Below are 17,295 nucleotides of genomic sequence, written 5' to 3'. Positions count from 1 at the left end.
GAGAAGTGAAATGTGTTCGACGGCCGGCGCTATCTCAGTCGTCGCTCGGTGCCGCTGCGCCGCCGGAGCTGACGCCGGTTCCGGGGCCGATATCGATTCCCAGTTCGTCGAGTTTCTCGTCGGGAACGACGCCGTTCTCCCAGCCACGGACCTCGTAGTACTCGTCTTTCATCTTCGAGAGTTCCGCGAGTTCGCCCTCGGAACCGCCTTGGGCTGGCATCGCGTGCTCGTCGCCCTCCACGAACCGGTTTGGCAGGTCGTCGTCGGACCCGTCGAAGCCCGCGAGGTTGTTGTAGTACCGTTCGAGGTTGTAGACGCGCTCGCCGGCCTCCATCAGTTCCTCCTCGCTCACGTCCAGCCCAGTCATGCCGTTGTACTGCAGGACGTACTCCTCGATACCTTCCGCGAAGGCGTTGAACTTGCAGATGTCGAAGGAGTCACTGATAGCGTGCAGGTCTTGGAAGGTAGCACACAGCTCGCCTTTGCCCTCCCACTCTCGCGGGTCAACCTTCTCCGGGATACCGAGAATTTCGGCTGCTGGGGTGTAGCCGCGCAGGTGACACGCCCCACGGTTTGAGGTCGCGTACCCGATTGCCATCCCCTTCATACAGCGCGGGTCGTAGGCGGCCATCGTCTGGCCTTTGACCGCGAGAGAGTTGGTGTGAGCGTCGAACTCCTCGGCGAGATGGTCCGGCCCCTCGGCGAGGTGGTCCGCGAGTTCCGTCTCGCGGTGGGCGATCATCTCGATCATGTCGATCATCGTCTCGGCGTCGCCCCAGTCCAGGCCGTCGTCGAGTTCGTCGAGTTTGCCCTCCTCGGTCATCTCCATCGTCATCGCCATGGTGTTACCAACATCGATGGTGTCGACGCCGAGGTCGTTACACCGGTCGAGCATCACTGCAATCTTGTCGCGTTCGACGTGGCCGGAGTTCGGGCCGAGCGCCCACGCGGACTCGTACTCGTAGGATTCGGTGCGGACGTTCATCTCCTCGCCCTTGTGCATCGCCTGCACCTCGACTTCCTTCTTGCAGGCGACCGGACAGGAGTGACAGGTTGGCTCGTCAACAAGGATGTTCTCCCGGACGTTTTCGCCCGAGACGTTCTCTGAGTCGATGATACGCTCGCCGTCGCCCTCGGCGTCCGAGTACGCTCGCGTCGACGAGTACTTCCCGTTTTTCGTCGGGAGACCGTCCATCTCCTCGGTGGGATTCATCAGGACGTTGGTCCCGTACATCGAAAGGCCGCCTTCATTGGGCGCGGTCACGTCGGACTCCTGGATGACCTGCATCGCCTGCTTGTGGCCCTCCTGGAACGTCTCTTGGTCTTTTGGCTTCGGCATCCGAGTGCTGGACTTGACGACGACGGCTTTGAGGTTCTTGTTGCCCATCACGCAGCCGGTGCCACCGCGACCCGACGCGCGGTCGTCCTCGTTGACGATACAGGCGTATTTGACCTCGTTCTCACCGCCCTGGCCGATGGCCATTACGGAAAGGTTCTTGCCCAGCGAGCCGCCCTCGATTTCGCCTTCGAGGTCGTCGATAGTGTCGTGGACGCCCTGCCCCCAGAGGTGTGAGGCGTCGCGCAGTTCCACTTCGCCGTCTTCGACGAGCGCATACACCGGCTCGTCAGCCTGCCCTTCGAACAGCAGTCCGTCGAAGCCCGACCATTTCAGTCGCGCCCCGGACCAGCCGCCGTGGTGGGAATCAGTGACGGTCCCCGTCAGCGGCGACTTCGTACAGATGGCGATACGACCGCTCATCGTCACCTGTGTCCCCGTCAGCGGCCCGTTCATGAACGCCAGCAGGTTCTCCGGCCCAAGCGGGTCAACGTCCGGCCCCTGGTCGAAGACATACTTCACGCCGAGTCCGCGTGCACCGATATACTTTTTCGCGTCTTCCTCGTCAATACCTTCGTAGGCTACGTCCCCGTCTCCGAGGTCGATCCGTGCCACGTGGTCCTGAAAGCCACCAAGGTCTGTCATGGTAATACGTGACTCTCTGGCCGCGAGCAAGTTAACGGTTTGTGTTGCTAAAATACAGATATCTGACGGTTTCAGCGGTCACTTGCCCTGCGTGACCGGGTCTCATCCACAAGTCTGGTCCGAACCGTTTAAGAGTCCGAGCGGCAAACTCCGGGGTAACTCGCTGGACAACGGGCACCAGCGGGCACCTGCGTGTGCAGGTCGGGATGTGAGTCGCGCTGCGCGCGACTTGAACCACGCAACGCCCGTGGTGAATACATATGGCACGAAGCGCATATTCGTACATTCGAGATGCCTGGAAGAACCCAGGCGACGGACAGCTCGCAGAACTACAGTGGCAGCGCCAGCAGGAATGGCGCAACGAAGGGGCCGTCGAGCGCATCGAGCGCCCGACCCGCCTCGACAAGGCCCGCTCGCAGGGTTACAAGGCCAAGCAGGGCGTTATTGTCGCCCGCGTCTCCGTCCGCAAGGGCAGCGCACGCAAGCGCCGCCACAAGGCCGGCCGCCGCTCCAAGCGCCAGGGCGTCACGCGCATCACCCGCCGGAAGGACATCCAGCGCGTCGCCGAGGAACGCGCCTCCCGCACCTTCCCGAACCTGCGCGTACTCAACAGCTACTCCGTCGGTCAGGACGGCCGCCAGAAGTGGCATGAGGTCATCCTCATCGACCCGAACCACCCGGCCATCCAGAACGACGACGACCTGTCGTGGATCTGTGCTGACGACCAGGCCGACCGCGTCTTCCGCGGTCTGACCGGTGCCGGTCGCCGCAACCGCGGCCTCAGCGGCAAGGGCAAGGGTAGCGAAAAGACCCGCCCGTCGCTGCGCAGCAACGGCGGCAAGGGCAAGTAACCCACCTTTTTTCGCCTCGGGTACGCGAAGGGCACCACTCGGCGCAAAAACGTGGTCCTCGTGAGCGAAGCGAGCGAGGTGGTTCGAGACGGCATTGCCGTCTCGTCATGCCGGAAATCTTCGATTTCCGAGCAGCTCGAAAGACGAGCGAGCAACGCGAGTCTTTCGGTGGCCAAAAAGGCGAACGCTCGCTCCGCTCGCGTTCTGTGAACCGCGCTCGCTCCGCTCGCGTTCTGTGAACCGCGCTTGCTTCGCTCGCGCGGATGCCCACCGTGATTTTCGACTTCAGTTCTTCCAGACATCCGGTCCTAGTGCCGTCTAGAGAGGGAGCCGACTACGCCCAGACGCCCTGTTCGCGGTCCATAATACTGACCACAACGACGTGAGGCAGTGTGACGACAGCGATGAACACCAGATACAGCGCGACCCACTCCGGGACGGACCCCGGCGGATTTGGGACAAGGAAGTATAGCCCGCCCAGCAGGGCGAGTGAGGCGGCGGTCAGCGGTGCGGCATCGCGAGCGAACCGCGCCAGTGCCGCCGATGGGTCGCGGTTCTGGAGTGCGGCAGTGGCGTCGTCGTCGACCAGCAGCAGGCGGGCGACGTGGCGCAGCGAGTGCCACAGACAGAAGTACACGCCGATGGCGAGCACCGGCGGGACGAGGGCGAAGTAGGCAAGCAGGCCCAGCGTCTCACCGGCGTCGAGCAGCCACGGCCGGCGGGCATCGGCGCGAGCGAACCCGACGGCCAGCGTCGCCACGACGAGCGCGCCGTAGGCGAGGGCGAGCGCGGTCCGCACGTCGGTCCGGAACGCCCAGCCGATAGCGGCCACGGCGTCGGGCGCGAACAGCGAGACGAGGTCCGTCGCGACGCGGCGGTACCACTCCGGGAACGCGAGCAGCGGGACTAGCATCGGCAGGCCGCCGCGGACGAGGACGGTTCCGATTCGCTGCGGGAGTGACCGGAGGTGGTCGGAGTCGGCCAGCGCGCGTAGCGCGTAGAGGTCGCCCTGCCCCCAGTGGAACCACGTCACCGCGATGAACAGGACGAAGGCCGCCGCGGGTGCGAGGAACCAGGTGACGGCGTAAGCCCCGCCAACGACGCCGTAGAGCGCGAACACGCGGGCGATAGCACGCCAGTCCGGGCGCTCGCCACGGGTCCGTGCGACCGCGAGGTGGTCGACTGCGCCGTGGGGCAAGCCGAGCAGGACAGCGCTGACAACCAGCGGGGCGTACTGGAGCGCAGGTGGTATCGAGACCCCCGCGAGAAACGGAGCGACGACGGCGAGGCTAGCGACCCAGCCGGGAGCCAGTGCGACCCGGTAGCGAACCGACGGTTCGACGGCGCTGCGGTAGCTCACTCCCATCTGTCCATGAGCCAAGTATAGAGCACGACCCCCTGCACGACGAACAGCGTCGTCAGGAAGAAAAACACCGCTTCCTCAATCGGCAGGTCAAGCAGGGGAACCGTGTAGCCGGTCGTGTACTGTTTTGAAATCGTCCAGACGCCGAGTCGGATGGCGATGCTGTCGATACCACAGAGATAGGCCATTGGGACCAGTGTCGCGACGCTCACGGTCCGCCACTCGCCGACGAGGAAATGCCACCCAAACAGCCACTGAATGGCGAGAATCGGGCCGCTCCAGACCAGCAGCGAGCCGAGATACAGCCCCGAATCGGAGCGCAGGAGTGCCAGGCCGGACAGCACGACGACGAGCGCAACGGCAAGCCCGACGAGTCGCGTTCGTGTTGGCGTGGCCAGCGGGCGCTCCGTGTCTACACGAAACCGGGCCACCCACAGCCCCACCATCGCCGTCTGCAGGATGAAAAAGAGGTACTCGCCGAGGGGTATCGACCAGAACCGAAGCAGTACAGCGCCGTCGCCGTACCACCAGACGCCGCGCCGGATGAGCGCGCCGTCCCACGGCGTCGTGTAGACGAGCGCCAGACCGGTGAGGATAGCTGTTCCTGTGAGTACGTCCCGGCGGCTCCCGAGGCGGTAGGTAGCCGTCAACGCCAGGCCGGCCACGACTGGGACCACGAAGAGGGCGTGAAACTGGAGATACGTGAGGGTAGACAGCATGAGTTCAGATACAGCAGGTGGTCGAAAACGATGCCCGGCGCGTGGCTGTCATCCACGCCACGTGGGCTGCCCGTGGCTGTGAGTGTCTGTTGGCGTCTCACCGGGGCCACGCTCGGAGACAGCGCTCACGGTGTAGAACGTCGCTTCGGGGTCGCCGTTGCGCCGCCAGTGCCACCACGTGCGGGCGAGGAGCCACAGCCGTCGGCGGCGGGTGAGGTCCGGCGTCTCCGTCAGCACGTCGTAGCCGCGGTCACGGATGAGCCGGTGGTGGTCAGCGTACAGGACTGCGGCCAGCAACACGCCGAACTGGCAGTCTTCCGGCAGGTACCGGATGCCGGCGACGCCCTCGCGGTAGAGTTCGTCGGTCCGGGCCAGTTCCTCCTGCATCACGGCGCGGAAGGCGTCGTCGACCTCGGCGTCGGCCAGTTGCTCCTCGGTGACGCCGTGGCGCTCGAGCGTCTCCTGTGGGAGATACACCCGGCCGTAGTCGTGAATGTCCTCACGAACATCCCGCAGGAAGTTCGAAAGCTGGAACGCTTCGGCCAGTGCCGTCGCGTGGGGCAGGGCCTCCTCCTTCTGTGGCGGGTCCATTACCTCCGTCATCATGTGGCCGACGGCGACGGCAGAACCGCCCATGTACTCACGGAGGTCCTCAAACGTCTCATAGCGGGCCTGTGCGATGTCCATCTCCATCGCGTCGATGAAGACGTTAATCGTCTCCTCGGAGATGTCGTGACGGTCAGCCAGGTCCTGAAACGCCGCCATGACTGCCTCGTGGTCGGTTTCTTCCGGGTCGATGTTCCCGAGTGCGGCCTCGCGAATCACCTCCAGTTGCTCGTGCTGAACGGTCGGCGGCGGCCCGTCCGTCTGGTCGACGACCTCGTCCGCGACCCGGAAAAACGCGTACATGACGTACGTCGGGTGGCGGATACGCTCCGGAAGCAGACGCGTCGCAAGGTGGAACGTCCGTCCGGTTTCCTGCTGTATCGATTTGCTGGTTTGGATGTTATCGGAATGCATTGAAAGCTATCGGGCGGTCATTCGGCGGGCGATGCGTCGCGCGCTTGTCGGCAGGCTGTCCGTAATAGTCCGGTCGGTCCGTGAGTGCGCCGCTATTACGGGGGTCTGTGTCCCGTCGGTTCGCCGGTGACAAACAGGACACTGGTTCGGTATCACTACATGTATATACGGTTGTTATCGGTATAAGCAGACTACCAAACTGCTTCGGGAATCGCGTCAAGCGTCCGACACCGGTAAGGGGGTTCGGAATCACGAGTTACCAGTTTTCAAACACTTCTTCCAGTAGCTTTCGCTCACCCGCACGGAGGTGCTGGTGGAACGTCGACGGGCAGATATCCATCGACTCGGCCAGTTGCTCACCGGAGACATCACGTGGCCAGTCGAAAAAGCCGCCGAGGAACCCTTTCCGGAGCGCCGTTAGCTGGCGGTTCGTGAGACGTTCCTCGACGTTTGCAATGAATGCCTGCCGGGAAACGGGCGGTTCGTCCCGCTCTCGCACCGAAAGCAGTTCCGTCTCCGGATACTGGTTTCGGACCTGCTCGACCACGCTTCGGGTCTCCATCGACGCCGGAAGCGTGACGGTGACCGTCGCTTGTCGCGGTTCGACGAGAATGTCGCCCGTCTGGGCTCCGCGGTCGGCGACGACCGAGACGACCGGTGGGTCCGAGACGGTGAACTCGAACAGCGCCGCCGAGTCCGACGTCGAGACGTGCGAGACGCCCGACACCTGCGGGTGGTCGGCGGCAACGGCACAGACCGCCGAGGGGTCGTCCGTCTCGACGAGGAAGAACATCACCGTTTCCTCACCGTTGGGGACGCTCCCACCGTACTCCATCGAACAACCGAGTTCGCTTGCCACGTGAATATAAAAAACGTCGGGGTCGGTGACCTGCAGTTCGAGTTCCGTGACGTTGTCGGCGGTCAGCAGCCGGCTGGTCTCGCGAGCATCGATAGCCGCCGCGGTGGCCCGGCCGATGGTTCCCAGCACGGCCTGTTCTCGGGGATCAAACACGTCGTCGCTGTCGGCATAGACGGTGAGCACGCCGTATAACGATTCGCCGGAGACGAGCGGCACGGCCGCGACAGATGCCACGTCGGAGTCAGCAAGCCGGCTGTGTTGCTCGTCGATACCACCGGTCACGACCTGCATCTCCTCGGTACGAGCCGCCTCCGCGACCGGGTCGTCGGCGTCAAGTGGGATAGATAACGAGGTCGGTCGGTCGGCTGACAGGGCCGTCGACGACAGCGTCTCGTCGCGCAAGTCGAGTTCGGACACCCAGGCGAACTGGTAGGAGTCGACCGTGGCCAGCCGGTCACAGACGGTCTGCTCGATGGCCTCCCGCGAGTCGACGGTCAGTACGTCGCCCATCACCGCCTTCAGCAGCCCGTCGACCCGGTCGACGAGTTGCTTGAGGTTCTGGCGTTCGGCCTTCAGCTCTTCGCTCCGTCGTTCAGCCGCCAGTTCGGCGAGTTTCCGCTGGGTGATATCGATGTGTGCGACGACTGCGCTCCCGGCCTCATCCTCCGGAAGTGGTGCGACCCGCATCAGAAACCACTGTTTCTCCTCCGGAGAGTGACACGGGTACTCCATCGTGAACAGGTCTTGCTCACCGTCGATGACCGACTCGATGCCGCCGACTGCCTGTCCGGCGTATTCGTCGGCGTCGACATCGGTTGTCGTGAAGTAGTTCGTCCCCTCCATCTCCCCGTCCTCGTCGCCCGCGAACTCCCGCCAGGCGCGGTTCGTGAACAGGATCGTTCCCTCGTCGTCGAGGACAGCGATGTTGATGGGTAGCGTGTCCAACGTCGAGTGAGCGAGTGTCTCTGGTGGCTTCATTCAGTGTCCCTGGCTCCGAATAGCCGATACCCTGTGTAGTGGCGGCGGGTGAATAAACGTGTGGCCCGAAAACGGGGGACTGTTGCCTGTGCGAAAAGTTCTAAACGATGTCGCCCGCAACGCGTAGGTATGTTCGGGTCCCGGAGTTCCCGGGGGGAGTCAGTCACTTGCATCGCGTGTGGCGAGTCCATCCCACGGTCCGAGGCCCGCGAGTACGACAAACACGGCGACCGGTGGGACCGTCGAAACAAGACGTTCGAGCATCTCTGTAAAACCTGTTTTGCCGAGCTATGCCAGCAACCACGAGATGGGCTCGAGACGACACTTGACGCCGCCGGAGCCGGCGAGGCCGACCAGAAGACGTTCCTGAGACGGTTCCGGGAACTCTCCGAGGGCGACGCTCGCAGGGACTGAGACGCAGGGGTCACGGCCCAGTCCCACCCCGACAGCCCTAACTACGCCCTGTTCGTACCGGGTGACATGACTACAGAGGACGCACAGGCGGCCGCCGGGACCGCCGAGGGGCAAGGCCCCGTCGAGATCGACCCGGAGATGGCACGACATCTGGAGAACAAACGCGAGGAACTGTTCGAGAAGTTCGGCATTCCCGACGAGTTCCCGCCCGAAGTACTGGAAGAGGCCAAGGAGCGCACGAAGGGCGTTCAGGCGGAGATTGAAGACGAGGTCGACGAGCGGCAGGACCTCCGGGAGATGACCACCTGGACGACTGACCCCATCGACGCGCAGGACTTCGACGATGCCATCTCCATTGAGGAGCGCGAAGACGAGATCGTTCTCTGGGTCCACATCGCCGACGTGACCCACTACGTCAACCCCGACACGAAGATGTGGGAGCAGGCCGTCGAGCGCGGGAACACCGTCTACCTCCCGGCCTACACCGTCCACATGCTACCACCCGTCCTCGCCGAGACGGTGTGTTCGCTGGTCCCCAACGAGGACCGTCTGGCCCACACCGTCGAAATGCACCTCGACAAGGAGAACCTCGGCTACGAGGAGATCAATATCTACAAGTCCGTCATCCGCTCGGATGCCCGGCTGACCTACACCGAAGCCGAGCGCCTGCTGGATGAGCCAGAGACCGCAGAAGACGTGCTGGAAGACCAGAGCGTCGACCTCGCGGAGAAGACCGAGCGCGTCTGGGAACTGGCCGACCGGATGCACGAACAGCGCAAGGAGGAGGGGTCACTCGTCCTCAATCCTGCCCGTGACCGCGCGCACACTATCATCGAGGAGTGTATGCTGAAGGCGAACAAGGCCGTCACGCACGAGCTGATGTGGAACCGCGGCGTCGAGGCGATGTACCGCGTCCACCCACAGCCCAGCCCCGACGAGTGGGACGAGGCGCTGGTCGAGATTCAGGAACTCGACGGCGTCTCTATCCCCGGCGACGCCTGGGACGACCCACGCAAGGCCGTCAACGCCACGCTCGAACAGGCCCCTGGCCGCCAGCTCGATAAGATTCAGTGGGCCGTGATGAAGGTGATGCCGCGCGCGAAGTACATGAACGACCCCTTCGGCGGCCACCACGCCCTGAACTTCGAGATTTACGGCCACTTCACCTCGCCGATTCGCCGCCTGTCGGACCTCATCAACCACTGGATTGTCTACACCAACGACGTGCCCGAAGACCTGATCGCGCTGTGTGACCGCGCCAGCGACCGCCAGAAGGACGCCGAGCAGTGCGAGCGCGAGTACAAGAACTTCCTGCAGGAGGTCGGGCTCGACCCGTCGGCGGTGAACAACCGAGGCATCGAAGTGGTGGAGAACCCTGACGATGGTGACGACGATGACGAGGACGCTGAAGCCGATGCCGCCGACGCAGCCGTTGAAGAGTAACGGCTAGCTAAAGTATCTGGTTCTGTTGTGCATGGTTCTGCAGCTACGACCGTCGAGAGCCAGAAAGCCCCCACGCCATCGACTCCCGCGGCTCGCTGCGCGCGCTTCGCGTGCTTACGTCGCCGGGGTTCGTCGATGGCGCGGCCCCTTTCGGTCCCACCCAGCCTGGATTGGGCAACCGGCTACGGGTGGGACTGAAAGGGGCCTGTCGCTGGGCGTTCGAGACGACGCAAGCACCGCAACGAAGTGAGGAGCGCAGCGAGTCGCAGTCGCCCAGCGACAGGGGGCTTTCTGGCTGTTCAAACTCCAGCTCCAGGGCGAAACAGTACCAAACAACCATTCTAGAGAGTCGCACATAGCAACAGCAAGACCTTTTCACAGTCGGTACGGCACTGCCCGTATGTGCCCTCCAGCACCCGCAATCGTCACCGAGGGGTTGACGAAGCGCTACAGTGGGGTCTCGGCGATAGCGGACCTCGACCTCACAGTCCCGCGCGGCAGCGTTTTCGGCTTCCTCGGCCCTAACGGCGCGGGAAAGACCTCGACGATTCGGATTCTGACGACGTTGACGAACCCAACAAGCGGCACGGCCCGAGTCGCGGGCGAGTCGGTTGCCGACCGCGCCGCGGTGGTCGAACACATCGGCTTCCTCCCCGAGGAACCGCCGCTGTACGACGAACTCACCGGTCGCGAGCAGTTGGAGTACGTCGCCGGCCTGCGCGGGCACGAGGACTGGGGCCGCGTGGAATCGCTGCTCGACCGGTTCGACCTCGACGAGGACGCCGACCGGCGCGTCGAGACGTACTCGAAGGGGATGAAACAGAAGCTCGGGCTGGTCCAGGCGCTGTTGCACGAGCCGGAGGTCCTCTTTCTGGACGAACCGACCTCGGGGCTGGACCCGCGGGCCGCCCGGACAGTGCGTGACACCATCAGCGAAGTCGCGGCCGCTGACACGACGGTCTTTCTCTCGACGCACATCCTGCCCGTCGTCGAGGAGCTGGCCGACACCGTCGGCGTCCTGTACGACGGCGACCTCGTCGCGGAGGGGTCTCCCGATGAACTGACCGACAGCGTCGAGTCCGGGAGCACGCTCGAAGACGTGTTCCTCGACGTGACCAGCGAGCACCCGGGTGAGCGATGAGGCGACCGAACGGACAGCGGATGCGACTGATCGCACAGACGGAACTGCGGCGCACCTGGCGCAAGCTCATGGGCACGGCGCGCGGGACGCTCATGTTACTTGGCGGAGGACTGGGCATCGTCATATACAGTCTCGCTATCGGCGTGATGGCGTTCTTTTTCGGCGGGGCCCTCACCGGCAGCGACACCCAGACGGTTAGACTCGCGACGACGGCGAGCATCGTCGGGCTGCTCGGACTCGTTGGCTTCTTTACACTCCAGCATACGGTGAAATCGGCCGGCGAACCGGACGCTGCCGACGGTCTACTGACGACGGTGCCCTACGAGGACGCGGCGGCCGGGCTGCTCGCCGCCGAGATCGGTCGAGTGTTGCTCGCGCTCACCATCCCGATTCTGGCGCTGGTGGGCGGACTTGCAGTCGGTGATGCTGGGGTACTCGTCGCTGTCGTGGCGCTGGTCGGGTCAGTCGCGGTCACCCTGCTCGGGACGGTCCTCGGCTTCAGTCTAGGGCTAGTGATAAAACTGGTCGCGAACCGCTCGGCCTTCATCGCGCGGCATCGAGCGAGCGTCGGGGCTGCCGTCTCGCTCGTCCTGCCGCTTGGCTGGGTTGCGATGACGACTGTCCCGACGGTACAGTTTCGCGTGCTCCAGCTGGCGACCCAGTCCCCGCTCTCGTGGCCCGCTGACGTGGTCCTGCTCGTTCTGGGGGCCGGTGGCGATCCGGTCGCTGCCACCGTCGCTACGGTGGGGGTTCTCAGCGCGCTCCCGGTCGGCGTGGTTGCGTGTCTGTGGCTTGCTGCGCGGGCTTGGTATGTCGATCCGGTCCAGCCTGACTACGAGTTCGACGCAGACAAGCAGACACTCTCGGACCGTCTGCTGAGAGGACGGGTCTCGACGGCGACCCGCGTGGTCGCCCAGAAGTCGTGGATCCGTGCCAAGCGAGCGCCCATTTCCGTGCAGTTCGCGATCATGCCGTTTTTCTTCCTGGTGTATCATCTCCAGATTGTCATTCTGGAGCGAGTGGTCCCGCCAACGCTCCCCCTCAGCGCTGGCCTCGCCAGCGCGGCGGCGTTCGGGGCCGCGTTCTCGCTCAATCCGCTCGGCGGCGAGGAAGGAGTGCTGCCGCTGACACTGACCGCCAACGTCTCCGGCCGGGCGTTCGTCACCGGACTCGTCCTTGCGGGCGCACTCCCCGGTGTCGTGGTGACGACGCTACTGGTCGTCGGTCTCGGTGTCGCCGCCGGAACGCCACCGGTCACGCTCGCTGCCGGACTCACAGTCGCACTGGCCGCAACCCTCGCCGCACCGGCTATCGCCGTCGGAGCCGGCGTCGTGTTCCCGAAGTTCGAGTCGTCATCGGTGCAGGGCCACGAAGTAGTGGTTCCAAGCGGCTGGTCGTTCGGGCTGTACTTCCTCGTCCTCGGCGTGGCCGTCGCGCCGGGGAGCCTGACGTACCTGCTCGCCGTTCGTGACCTGTTCGCGCTACCGTTCGACAAAACCTGGCTCCTCGGCGGGGGGCTGGTGGTGAGCATTGGAATCGCCAGCGCTGGCGCTGTCGCGGGGTTCCTCTATGCCGCTAACCGCGTTGCAACATACCGGCTGGATTAGCAGACCGGCTTCGGGTCCAGCCCCATCGCCTCCAGCGTCTCCGCGTAGTCGTCGTACGCCGCTCCAATGGCCTCCGTCGCGGCCGCCGCTGCCGTCTCGCGCTCGGATTCCGAGAGGTGTCCGAGGGCAGTTTCCCCGTCGTCGAGTGCCGATGCCTCGCGTCGAATCTCGCGGAACGTATCGGCCCGCTGTTCGTCAGCCTCGTTGATGAAGAAGCTCACCACCTGCAGATAGAACCGGTCGGCGACCAACGGGGCAGCGACGAGGCCGGCCCCGACGCGCCGTGCAGTCCCGCTAACGGTTTCGAGGTGGTCGATGAACCCATCGGGGTCACCGGCGTCTGCGTCGATGCGGTCTACCCGCTCGGCCGCGGCCTCGGCGGCTCCCTCAAACTGCGTCGCCACGTCGCTGTCCGCCTCGGCGGCCCACTGGCCGAGGGCATCTGCAAGCCCTGACTCGCGTGTCGCCGCTGTTGTGAGCACCACCTCCGTCTCCAGTGTCGCATCTGTTGCTGCGATAAGCACCTTGTCCGAGCCCAGTCTGTCTCGCTCCGTCTCAGTCTGGTCACGGACGGCGTTGATAGTAGCTCCAGCGTCCATACCTCCGCTGGGCGCGGCAGGGGCTTGAAATCCCCGCCCGATTTATCCACCGGGGAGCGCTACAGTCGGTATGGCCGAGGACTACCCTGACCCGCCGACGGACCCGCCGTCACTATCGGCAGCGACGTTGCAAGCGAAGCTGGACGCCGGTGAATCGGTCCGGCTGCTCGACGTTCGCGACCGTGGCGAGTACGAGGAGTGGCGACTCCGCGGCGAGTCGGTAACAGCAACACAGCTCCCCTTTACCAAATTTCTCCAGGCGAAGGTGACCGGCGAAGTGGACAGCCTCGTCGCCGAGGTGGCCGGCACCGGCCCGATAACGGTCGTCTGTGGCCGCGGCGAAGCCAGCGCCTTCGTCGCCGGCCTACTGACTGAACACGGTGTCGAGGCGCAGAACCTCAGCGACGGCATGGAGGGGTGGGCGCGGCTCTACGAAGCCCGCGAGATTTCCTGCGACGCCGCAACCGCCCTCCAGTATCGCCGTCCGTCATCTGGCTGTCTCGGCTACATGATCATCAGCGACGGGTCGGCCGCCGTTGTCGACCCGCTCCGGGCGTTCACCGACCGGTACAGCGCCGATGCCGCCGACCGCGACGCCTCGATCACCCACGCTATCGACACGCACGTCCACGCCGACCACATCAGCGGCGTCCGCCGCCTTGCCGCAGAGACCGGTGCCGAGCCGATCCTTTCCGAACGAGCGGTCGCCCGCGGTGTCGACGACGTGACCGCACTGGCCGCCGACGAAACGCTACGCGTCGGCTCGGCCACACTGGAGCCTCGTCCCCTACCCGGGCATACGACCGGCATGACCGGCTTCACCGTCGGCGACGTGCTCCTAGCCGGCGACAGCGTCTTCCTCGACAGCGTCGCCCGCCCAGACCTCGAAGCCGGAGCGGACGGCGCTCGTGACCTCGCCCGCGACCTCCATCGCACGCTGACTGACCGGCTCGCAGCACTCCCCGATGAGACACTCGTTGCCCCGGGCCACTACAGCGAGTCGACGGTGCCGTCTGACGATGGTACGTTCACCGCTCCTCTGGGAACTCTCCGCGACCAACTCCCGGGATTCACGATGGACCGCGAGGCATTTGTCGAGTACGTCTGCGACGACATCCCGCCGCGCCCCGCCAACTTCGAGCGGGTTATCGCCATCAACCTCGGAACGGAGACTGCCGACGACGACACCGCGTTCGAACTCGAACTCGGCCCGAACAACTGCGCCGCTGCACCGACGGACACAGTGTGACACCGCCACGAGAGAGTCGTAGCTACAGTGGGAGCCGCTTGCGAATCTGGTCGAGAATCGATTCGTCTTCGTCCGGCAGTGACTCCCCAACCACGCCCTCTCCTGGCAGAATAACGGTCCGTTCCCCGTTGTCCTCGACCTCGATGAGGTCGTCTGCCTTGAGAGCCGCGAGTGCATCCTCAATGCGGTCAATATTCTCTTCCGTCCGCGACCGAAGCTCGAAGACAGTCATCCCCTCATCGCGGCGGTCAGCGAGCGCATCGAGCACCGCAACCTCTGTGTCGTCCCGGTCGCGATACTCCGGCTTCGCTCTCATATCTCCCTCTAAAACCGGCTAGGTCTAATCTCTGTCCCTCGTGAATCTAATCTGGGAACTTGATCCGACGCGTTATAAACTGTTGAACTGGTAAGGCTGACCCCCGAGCGAAGCAGTCGTCAGCGACAAACTCGCTGTGACTTATCATTCCGAACCGAGTGATTCGCTACCGTCCCTTTTCATGGTAAGCTGGCCCCTCTTCAGTGGTAGAGCCGTACTTTGCCATGAAGACTCTGAGCGACCACTCGTCGGTATAGTACTTGTACGCCCAAATGTATTTGATGTGAGTCGTTTCAAACACTCCGCCGTCCTCCGTAGTGAACGTCACATTAACTGTATCGGGTATGTACGTGTGGTCCCGTTCTGAATAACTATCATCGTCGTCATTGTAGTCTTCCACAATGACATAGTAGTTCCAGAGTGGGTCAAGCCGGTCATCTACAGTTTTAGTACGGTTCGTGGTGTCCCGCATCTGAATCGTCATGTGGTATGAATCATTTTCAGGGAAGGCTTCTGTCTCGGCAGACCGGTTATAATCAATCTCGTGATATATCCGCTGCATATGCTCATCGAACCGCTCAAATTTCTCTGCCTTACTAAGTTCTTTGTCGCTGTTGGATTCAGTTTCTATTTTTGATTCCTCAGTAGCCACAAGCGTACTTTTCGCCTCCGTCGGCTCAGATGTTGTGGCTGGGGCCTCAGTAGCCCCCTGTGTGTGTTCTGGCGTCTGTATCGGCGTATCTGTCTGCTTGGCTGGTCCACTTCCACCTAGGAACGCGGAACAGCCGGCAGACATAATTAATAGCGCGATAGCAACACCGCTAAGAATTATTTTAGTATTAGTCATGGTTCTTGAATCTCATTGTTGGCGTCTTTTTTTGTTTTCTTTTTCAACAAGTGGATGAGTCAGGTCTTAATTCGGGACTAGCGTTGGCTCTGTTGCCGACCCGTTTCTGTCCACTCCTGTAAATAGCGCACAGCGCACAGCCCCACCACCAGCATTGAAAAATGCGGTTCCGCGAATGGGGGACAGCGAAGACAAGTCCACATAGGGAACATGCTTTGGATGCTGACAAACCCATCTCAGGAGTAAGTACTTGACATCCATTGGGACTTGTCCGCATACGCATGGTACTTGCGCATATAATTACCGGAGCAGAGACTTGGAGCATAAGAGAAAGTGCAGTCGTCGCTAACAAGTATGAGACTTCTTTTCCAGCCCACTGTTTTCGCCACATTCTATTTAGAATTTATCTACTTAGTTATAAACTCTAGCTTTAGAGTCTAGAATAGAAGGCGTTACCAGAAGCTCCATCCTCCGCCGCCGTCATCATCGCTATCATCATCACCACCGCCACCAAACCAACCACCGTCATCATCGTTGTCATCGCCGCCGCTGTCATTGTCTCCACCACCAGTTAGTCCATCCAAGAAACCCCCATCATCGTCATCGCCATCACCTTCGCTACTGCTGCTGTCGCTATCGTCACTACTGCTGCTGTCGCTGTCGTCACTACTGCTGCTGTCATCACTGCTACTGCCACCGCCGTTATCGTAAGACCAATCATAGCCATCATCATCACCACTCCCCCCATCTGGGTTTATCAAGTTGTTCGGTACGCTGGAGGCCGGTCGGGTACTACGACTATCACTAGTACTTCTATCACCAGAACCGTCATCATTGGAGTCGTCAGGCTCTTCCGCAACGGAACTCCGCTCCTTTATCTCCTCTTTTCGTTCATCGACAGTCTCCTCACTGAACGTACCGCCGTAACCGTCCTCAGAGTACTTGTTCATATTGTCTTCCGCGATGATCTTGGTAAGTTCGTTGTCCACGTACACCCACAGACCGTCCCGGCCGTCAGTATCGACGATGGTATCCTCGATGGTCATGGCAGCACTCGTACAGCCCATGTTTTCACCGTCAACGTAGTAGTTCCCGCTACCGCCCGGACAGTTGTTGCCACCGGCGCTGCCACCGTTGCCAGACGAGTCGGCGACCTGAATCGTCCGATTGGCGACGCCACGCCGTCCGTCAGCATCGTAAGCGATCACACGGACGGATACAGAGCCGGAGTCGTTGAACGTGTGCGTAATGGTCGAGGTGGCGTTCTCGCCGGCGAGTCGCGTCTGGTTTTGGGCGGTGCCGTTGACGACCCAGGCGAGCGTTCGGAGGTCGGCATCGCCGGCAGTTACGTTGGCAGTCAGATTCCGGCGGAGGCCAGCGGGTACCGCAGACGGGGCCGAAACTGAGACTGACGGCCCACTGGCGGCCACCACGTCGACATGGAGCGTGTCCGAGCGCGACACACCGTCGTCATCAGTGACGGTGACAGTAACGTTGTACTGGCCGGTGTCGGCCGGTGAAAACGTCGTCTGGACGCAGGTCGGGCAGTCGGGTGTGCGTGTTGTGCCGTCCGGCGTTTCGATGGACCACTCGGTATCTTCGATTGTGCCGTCGGGGTCGCGCGAGCCGTTAGCGTCCAACTGGACCGTCGTTGCTCGCTCGACGGACTGGTCCAGTCCGGCGTCGGCAAGCGGTGGCTGGTTGCCGGTCGCCACCGCTGTCCCGCCGAGAAGTGCCGAGAGGGCGAGGGCCGACACCACGAGTGTCGCGGTCCGGTGCATTAGCGTAGCGTAACATCTGTATCAGTTATAAAATTTCACAAACTAGGCTGAAATTAATATAACGCCGTCGCGAAACAGGTAGTATTCTGTCAGGAATGGTCGAGCCAACGGGCAGGGTTTAAGTACG

15 protein-coding genes are annotated in these 17,295 nt (G+C 62.8%); 6 read left to right on the top strand and 9 right to left on the bottom strand.

What is annotated here, in order from left to right:
• Nucleotides 1-34: 34 nt before the first annotated feature.
• Nucleotides 35-1,981: an aldehyde ferredoxin oxidoreductase family protein gene (locus G9C82_RS12085; protein ID WP_011224011.1), complete on the bottom strand. Its 1,947-nt coding sequence runs from the start codon at nt 1,979-1,981 to the stop codon at nt 35-37.
• 260 nt (nt 1,982-2,241) lie between these two features.
• Here G9C82_RS12085 and G9C82_RS12080 point away from each other — a divergent pair, with 260 nt between their 5' ends.
• Nucleotides 2,242-2,832 carry a 50S ribosomal protein L15e gene (locus G9C82_RS12080; RefSeq protein ID WP_004958369.1) on the top strand — a complete coding sequence of 197 codons (591 nt, stop codon included), beginning with the start codon at nt 2,242-2,244 and terminating at the stop codon, nt 2,830-2,832.
• Between the two features lie 334 nt (nt 2,833-3,166).
• On the opposite strand, the gene G9C82_RS12075 is transcribed toward G9C82_RS12080, so the two are convergent.
• The 4 genes from G9C82_RS12075 to G9C82_RS12060 all read right to left on the bottom strand — a co-directional run bounded on the left by G9C82_RS12075 (nt 3,167) and on the right by G9C82_RS12060 (nt 7,771).
• Nucleotides 3,167-4,192 carry a Brp/Blh family beta-carotene 15,15'-dioxygenase gene (locus G9C82_RS12075; protein ID WP_206508212.1) on the bottom strand — a complete coding sequence of 342 codons (1,026 nt, stop codon included), beginning with the start codon at nt 4,190-4,192 and terminating at the stop codon, nt 3,167-3,169.
• Nucleotides 4,189-4,914: a lycopene cyclase domain-containing protein gene (locus G9C82_RS12070; RefSeq protein ID WP_007188668.1), complete on the bottom strand. Its 726-nt coding sequence runs from the start codon at nt 4,912-4,914 to the stop codon at nt 4,189-4,191. The genes G9C82_RS12075 and G9C82_RS12070 overlap by 4 nt, the downstream gene beginning before the upstream one ends.
• Nucleotides 4,915-4,962: 48 nt before the next feature.
• Nucleotides 4,963-5,934, bottom strand: coding sequence for a phytoene/squalene synthase family protein (locus G9C82_RS12065; protein WP_004958374.1), 972 nt, complete (start codon nt 5,932-5,934; stop codon nt 4,963-4,965).
• Between the two features lie 256 nt (nt 5,935-6,190).
• Complete coding sequence (locus tag G9C82_RS12060) at nt 6,191-7,771, bottom strand: bacterio-opsin activator domain-containing protein (protein ID WP_004958376.1); 1,581 nt, start codon at nt 7,769-7,771, stop codon at nt 6,191-6,193.
• A 129-nt stretch (nt 7,772-7,900) separates the two neighbouring features.
• Here G9C82_RS12060 and G9C82_RS12055 point away from each other — a divergent pair, with 129 nt between their 5' ends.
• The 4 genes from G9C82_RS12055 to G9C82_RS12040 all read left to right on the top strand — a co-directional run bounded on the left by G9C82_RS12055 (nt 7,901) and on the right by G9C82_RS12040 (nt 12,376).
• Nucleotides 7,901-8,185: a hypothetical protein gene (locus tag G9C82_RS12055; protein WP_004958380.1), complete on the top strand. Its 285-nt coding sequence runs from the start codon at nt 7,901-7,903 to the stop codon at nt 8,183-8,185.
• A gap of 66 nt (nt 8,186-8,251) precedes the next feature.
• Nucleotides 8,252-9,628: a ribonuclease R family protein gene (locus G9C82_RS12050; RefSeq protein WP_127014218.1), complete on the top strand. Its 1,377-nt coding sequence runs from the start codon at nt 8,252-8,254 to the stop codon at nt 9,626-9,628.
• Nucleotides 9,629-10,028: 400 nt separating this feature from the next.
• The gene (locus tag G9C82_RS12045) at nt 10,029-10,769 is read left to right on the top strand and encodes an ABC transporter ATP-binding protein (protein ID WP_014041245.1); all 741 of its coding nucleotides are present in this window, start codon (nt 10,029-10,031) and stop codon (nt 10,767-10,769) included.
• A gap of 20 nt (nt 10,770-10,789) precedes the next feature.
• A complete protein-coding gene (locus G9C82_RS12040) occupies nt 10,790-12,376 on the top strand; it encodes a hypothetical protein (RefSeq protein WP_174789971.1) in 1,587 nt (528 codons plus the stop codon).
• Here the strand turns inward: G9C82_RS12040 and G9C82_RS12035 are convergent.
• Nucleotides 12,373-12,975: a transcription antitermination protein gene (locus tag G9C82_RS12035; RefSeq protein ID WP_127014217.1), complete on the bottom strand. Its 603-nt coding sequence runs from the start codon at nt 12,973-12,975 to the stop codon at nt 12,373-12,375. The two genes, G9C82_RS12040 and G9C82_RS12035, sit on opposite strands and share 4 nt — an antisense overlap.
• Nucleotides 12,976-13,045: 70 nt before the next feature.
• Here G9C82_RS12035 and G9C82_RS12030 point away from each other — a divergent pair, with 70 nt between their 5' ends.
• Nucleotides 13,046-14,224 carry an MBL fold metallo-hydrolase gene (locus G9C82_RS12030; protein ID WP_127014216.1) on the top strand — a complete coding sequence of 393 codons (1,179 nt, stop codon included), beginning with the start codon at nt 13,046-13,048 and terminating at the stop codon, nt 14,222-14,224.
• Between the two features lie 22 nt (nt 14,225-14,246).
• On the opposite strand, the gene G9C82_RS12025 is transcribed toward G9C82_RS12030, so the two are convergent.
• The 3 genes from G9C82_RS12025 to G9C82_RS12015 all read right to left on the bottom strand — a co-directional run bounded on the left by G9C82_RS12025 (nt 14,247) and on the right by G9C82_RS12015 (nt 17,168).
• On the bottom strand, nt 14,247-14,540 hold the full coding sequence (locus G9C82_RS12025; protein WP_004958397.1) for a DUF6432 family protein: 294 nt from the start codon (nt 14,538-14,540) through the stop codon (nt 14,247-14,249).
• Nucleotides 14,541-14,706: 166 nt separating this feature from the next.
• Entirely contained in the window at nt 14,707-15,387 is a 681-nt protein-coding gene (locus G9C82_RS12020) for a hypothetical protein (protein WP_127014215.1), read from the bottom strand.
• 452 nt (nt 15,388-15,839) lie between these two features.
• Nucleotides 15,840-17,168, bottom strand: coding sequence for a PKD domain-containing protein (locus G9C82_RS12015; RefSeq protein WP_127014214.1), 1,329 nt, complete (start codon nt 17,166-17,168; stop codon nt 15,840-15,842).
• Nucleotides 17,169-17,295 lie beyond the last annotated feature (127 nt).

It is taken from the genome of Haloarcula sp. R1-2, from assembly GCF_011627385.1.
In the GTDB taxonomy this organism is placed as follows: Archaea; Halobacteriota; Halobacteria; order Halobacteriales; family Haloarculaceae; genus Haloarcula; species Haloarcula marismortui.
The sequence above is the reverse complement of the archived record's forward strand: the minus strand, read 5'-3'. Positions and strand labels throughout refer to the sequence as shown.

Excerpts from the sequence above, each read along its gene's own strand:
- G9C82_RS12085 (WP_011224011.1), bottom strand. The coding sequence starts at position 1,981 with ATGACAGACCTTGGTGGCTTTCAGGACCACGTGGCACGGATCGACCTC.
- G9C82_RS12080 (WP_004958369.1), top strand. The coding sequence starts at position 2,242 with ATGGCACGAAGCGCATATTCGTACATTCGAGATGCCTGGAAGAACCCA.
- G9C82_RS12070 (WP_007188668.1), bottom strand. The coding sequence starts at position 4,914 with ATGCTGTCTACCCTCACGTATCTCCAGTTTCACGCCCTCTTCGTGGTC.
- G9C82_RS12065 (WP_004958374.1), bottom strand. The coding sequence starts at position 5,934 with ATGCATTCCGATAACATCCAAACCAGCAAATCGATACAGCAGGAAACC.
- G9C82_RS12060 (WP_004958376.1), bottom strand. The coding sequence starts at position 7,771 with ATGAAGCCACCAGAGACACTCGCTCACTCGACGTTGGACACGCTACCC.
- G9C82_RS12055 (WP_004958380.1), top strand. The coding sequence starts at position 7,901 with ATGTTCGGGTCCCGGAGTTCCCGGGGGGAGTCAGTCACTTGCATCGCG.
- G9C82_RS12050 (WP_127014218.1), top strand. The coding sequence starts at position 8,252 with ATGACTACAGAGGACGCACAGGCGGCCGCCGGGACCGCCGAGGGGCAA.
- G9C82_RS12045 (WP_014041245.1), top strand. The coding sequence starts at position 10,029 with ATGTGCCCTCCAGCACCCGCAATCGTCACCGAGGGGTTGACGAAGCGC.
- G9C82_RS12040 (WP_174789971.1), top strand. The coding sequence starts at position 10,790 with ATGCGACTGATCGCACAGACGGAACTGCGGCGCACCTGGCGCAAGCTC.
- G9C82_RS12035 (WP_127014217.1), bottom strand. The coding sequence starts at position 12,975 with ATGGACGCTGGAGCTACTATCAACGCCGTCCGTGACCAGACTGAGACG.
- G9C82_RS12030 (WP_127014216.1), top strand. The coding sequence starts at position 13,046 with ATGGCCGAGGACTACCCTGACCCGCCGACGGACCCGCCGTCACTATCG.
- G9C82_RS12025 (WP_004958397.1), bottom strand. The coding sequence starts at position 14,540 with ATGAGAGCGAAGCCGGAGTATCGCGACCGGGACGACACAGAGGTTGCG.
- G9C82_RS12020 (WP_127014215.1), bottom strand. The coding sequence starts at position 15,387 with ATGACTAATACTAAAATAATTCTTAGCGGTGTTGCTATCGCGCTATTA.
- G9C82_RS12015 (WP_127014214.1), bottom strand. The coding sequence starts at position 17,168 with ATGCACCGGACCGCGACACTCGTGGTGTCGGCCCTCGCCCTCTCGGCA.